Below are 370 nucleotides of genomic sequence, written 5' to 3'. Positions count from 1 at the left end.
GGTAACCGGAGCCGTAACCGACGCTGTGTAGGTGACAACGCCGCCTTCCACTGCGCTCGGAGTCGCGGTCAGGGTGACTGTACTGGTGTCGATCGAATCTGTAACGGCAGTGACGGCAGCTGTCGGGCTGACTTCCAGATGCTCGAAGTCACCACCAGTAGTCCCGGTGACAGTCACGCTGACGTTGCCGCCATCTACGTAAACTGTGTTCTGAGGCGCCGGGAAGGTCACGCTACCTTCTGACAGACCTTTACCAATCGTTATGACTTCACCATTGCTCAGCGTGATCTTCATCTCGCTGCCAGCCGGATTGGTCAGGCGAGCGGTGTAGACGATGTCACCGCCTTCCTGAACGGTACCGGTGGCCGAC

1 protein-coding gene is annotated in these 370 nt (G+C 58.6%); it reads right to left on the bottom strand.

Annotation, left to right across the window (positions count from 1 at the left end; genetic code table 11):
- Positions 1-370, bottom strand: a 370-nt coding sequence (locus tag ACKLLE_RS27150) for an immunoglobulin-like domain-containing protein (protein WP_420059616.1), incomplete at both ends; no start/stop codon positions are given.

This window comes from Pseudomonas bharatica (assembly GCF_048586865.1).
In the GTDB taxonomy this organism is placed as follows: Bacteria; Pseudomonadota; Gammaproteobacteria; order Pseudomonadales; family Pseudomonadaceae; genus Aquipseudomonas; species Aquipseudomonas bharatica.
Note: the sequence above shows the minus strand (reverse complement) of the source record. Positions and strands in the feature narration are given on the sequence as shown.